Here is a 3,566-nt window from a genome sequence, read left to right as displayed (position 1 = left end):
CGGGCCGGTCGGTGCCCGTTCAGCGACCGCTTCGGCGCGTCGTAAAGGGTGCGTCCCCGCGGCGCGAAGAACACCACCGAGTCGTCCGCGCCCCGGCACACCCGCGTCCGCCCCTCGTGCACCGCGCGGTGGTGCCTGCGGCACAGCAGCACGAGGTTCTCCAACCGCGTTTCGCCTCCGTCCGCCCAGTGCTCGACGTGGTGCGCGTCCGTGAAGCGGCCGCCGCACCCGGGGAAGCGGCACCCCCGGTCGCGCGCCTCCAGCGCCCGCCGCAGCGACGGCGGGACGGTGCGCGTCCGTCGGCCCACGTCGAGCTCGCGCGTGACTCTTACCACCGACGCGTCGCACGCCAGCCGCCTGGACGTTTCCGCGGAAACGCGCACGCCGTCTGCCAGCTCGGAGACCGGGCGGGGGGTGGGCCCATCGGCGCGGACGACCTGCCCCGGGTCGACCGTCGACCGCGGCCCAGACGTTTCCGCGGAAACGTGGGCGGTGGGCATGGCGGCGTGGGTCAGCGCCTTCGGGGCGGCCACGAGCCCGGTCGTCGTCGCCGTCTCTCTCAGCGCCGCCTCCTCGACGTGCAGCACGACCTGGTAGCGCTCGGCCCGGGACCCGCTCAACGGCCCGTCGCCGAAACCCGCCGCGAGCGCCCGCTCGGCCACCAACCCGACGGCGTCTGCCCGCCGCTGCTCCGGCATCGTCTCGTCCTCGTCGGCACCGGGCGGCGGCTCGCCGCGAAACAGCGCGTCGCTCGCCGCCTCGATCGCCCGCATCAGCGCCGCGCCCACCTCCGGGTCGAGCCGGCCGCGCACGACGTACATGCCGTCGTCGTCGGGGAAGACCGAGAAGGTGCGGGTAAGGTGCCGGCGCGCCTCGGCGTCGGCCTCGGCGAGGACGGAGTCGGTCGTCCAGCCGCGCAGCTTCGCCTCGAGCCGGGCGGCCGAGCACGAGCGCGCGAACTCCAGGAGCGCCTCTTCGCTCTCGGCCCGCGCGACCCGCGTCAGCGCGCGCACCTTCGTGAACGACAGCTCGCCGTCGCGCATCGCGGCCGAGGTCAGCGGCAGCTCGCCCAGTGCCCGCGCCGTGCGCACCCGCTCGCGCGCGGCGCCGGGCTTGATACCGATGCGCCAGGCCAGCCACTCGGCGGTGCCTCCGAAGCCCGTATCCTGCCAGCCGTCGCGCTCGTCGAACTCGGCGAGCAGGACCATCGCCTCGTACTGCAGCGCGTCGGCCCGCATGTAGGTCTCCGCGCAGCGCTCGCCCAGGAGGAAGAGCTCGTCCTCGGGGTCGACCGCGTCGTCCTCCACCGCCACCTCCCGCACCACCCACAGCCGCCGCTCGCTCGACGCCCGGCGCGCATAGGCGTCCCGGCTCCGCTCCGCACCCGCCTTCCCACCCCAGGCCCCCGCCGTCACTCCCACCCGTACCGTCTCCGCCAAATACATCGCCCATACCCCCCTGTCCGGCCGCAAGTCGTTATTCCGCAATCGCCTACACCCAATATATGGGCCGATCCGGCGACGCTCTGAACGACCTCCTGCGGGCCGATCCGGCGTCCGGAGATGCCGCGGGGAGGGATGAAGGCGCGCCGAGCGTCAGGCGCCCGGCGAGGCCCACGTGGCGGCCAAGCAGAGGGAGGTCCCGGCCGTCCTCATCTCCGAGCCCAGAAACCTGTCAATGGCGGTTTGGGACGACTTTGGGGGGTGCGCCGGGGGCGTGGGGGCTGCGATGGAGGACTGGGGGGCTGCGATGGAGGCGGCGGGCGGGCGACGGCCGGCGTCATCGACCTCCCGGGGACGTTTCCGCGGAAACGTGGGCGGACGCGAATCGCGCCTTGGTGGTGCCGGCCTGCTAATGGCCTCCGCCCGGAACCCGTCCCTCGCGGCGGCGGCTTAGGTCAGAAGAACTGTTACTTTACGCGGTGCGAAGGTCTTGGTAGATTCCTGGCCTGTCGATCGCCCGGGAGAACGCGGGGTTTGGCGCCCGCGGGGGGATCGGCCCCGCATATTGTAGCTTCTATGTTAACTCGACGTTGAACCTCCGAAGAGGGAGATCGACTTATGCGAGCCATATCCGCAGTGTTTGCGCTGACCGCCCTGGCGGCGTGCGCGACCACTCCTCCGTCGCCCATGCCGTCGGAGCTGCGTAGTGAGCCCGGACCCGACGGCTTCAACGCCCGCGCCGTGGTGGATGAGGCGCGCGACGAGGTGGTCGTGTGGGCCGGTCCCTTCCGGGTGGCGCCCAACGGGCCGGCCGGGCACGCGCACGGCGACGGCGCCGAGGCCCAGGAGGGTCGCGCCGAAACGGAGGATCACGGGAAGCACGCCGAAGAGCACGCGAAGTACGCCGCGGAAGGTCACGACGATCACGGCGAAGAGCACGCGCACGAAGGCGAGGGACACGCGCACGAGGGCGAGAGACACGCGCACGATGCCGGCGATCACGATCACGACGGCGAGGAGCACGATCACGACGGCGCCAATCACGCTGAAGGCGGTGATCACGCCGGTCCCATGGGCGAGGCGCCCGACGGCGACCCGGCGGCCGAGAACGTGCCCGGGCACGAGGGTCACACGCGCTCCCCGGTGATCCCCATCGATTGGCCCGCCGACGGCTACATCCGCGGCTTCGCGCTGGAGCTGCACGACGGCGACGGCAACGTCCTGCCGCGCTCGCTCATGCACCACCTGATCGCGGTCAACTTCGACCGGCGCATGTTCGCATATCCGGTGGCGGAGAGGCTGTTCGGGATCGGCACCGAGACCGAAGACGTCAGACTGCCCAGGACGTTGGGCGTCCCCCTCGAGGTCGGGCAAAACCTCGGTTTCTACATCATGTGGGACAACAAGACCGGCGCGGCGCTGGAGGAGGTCTTCATCAAGCTCGCGCTGCCGTGGACCCCGGGTGACGAAGCGGACGACATCATCGAGGTGCTGCCGCTGTACGTGGACGTGAACAACGAGATCGGCTTCACCAACGCGTTCGACCTGGAGCCCGGACCCAGCGTCAGGAGCTGGGAGTTCCAGCCGCCCGTGGGAGGCCGCATGCTCATGGCCAGCGGTCACCTGCACGACTTCGGCAAGAGGGTCCGGCTGGTGGACGCGGAGACCGGCGAGGTGCTGGTGGAGATCACCGGCGACCTGGACGAGCAGGGCCTGATCCACGGCATCAGCCGCGAGGTCATGGGCGTGTGGCACGGCGGCGTCCGCCTGGAGGAGGGCCGCACCTACCGCGTGGTGGGCGAATACGACAGCCCGCTCGAGGAGACGCTGCCGCTCGCCGCCATGGCGCACATCGTGGGCCTCTTCGCGCCGGACGACATGAACCGCTGGCCGTCCGCCGAACCGCAGAGCGAGATCTGGACGGTCGACCTGTCCGGGCTGCCCAGGTACTCGAACACGATGACACAGGCGCGCGACGTCCTCCGCCCCGACGGGGGAGTCCGCTAGCGGACCCACGCGGCGTCCGCCCGTGTAGGCAGTCGCCATGGTCGAGACCCACGTCCTGGAGCGGTCACAGATCGTGCCGCTGCCCATCGAGCGGGCGTTCGACTTCTTCGATGATCC

General features: G+C 71.4%; 2 protein-coding genes. One reads left to right on the top strand and one right to left on the bottom strand.

The annotated features are described in order from the left end of the window. Positions 1 to 1,421: DUF222 domain-containing protein (locus ABFS34_16090; protein ID MEN8376948.1), on the bottom strand; the 1,421-nt coding region annotated here is incomplete at its 3' end. A gap of 639 nt (positions 1,422 to 2,060) precedes the next feature. Here ABFS34_16090 and ABFS34_16085 point away from each other — a divergent pair. Continuing rightward, positions 2,061 to 3,449, top strand: a complete 1,389-nt coding sequence (locus ABFS34_16085) for a hypothetical protein (GenBank protein MEN8376947.1) — start codon at positions 2,061 to 2,063, stop codon at positions 3,447 to 3,449. Positions 3,450 to 3,566: the final 117 nt, after the last annotated feature.

This window comes from Gemmatimonadota bacterium, assembly GCA_039715185.1.
Taxonomy (GTDB): domain Bacteria; phylum Gemmatimonadota; class Gemmatimonadetes; order Longimicrobiales; family RSA9; genus DATHRK01.
The sequence above is the reverse complement of the archived record's forward strand: the minus strand, read 5'-3'. Positions and strand labels throughout refer to the sequence as shown.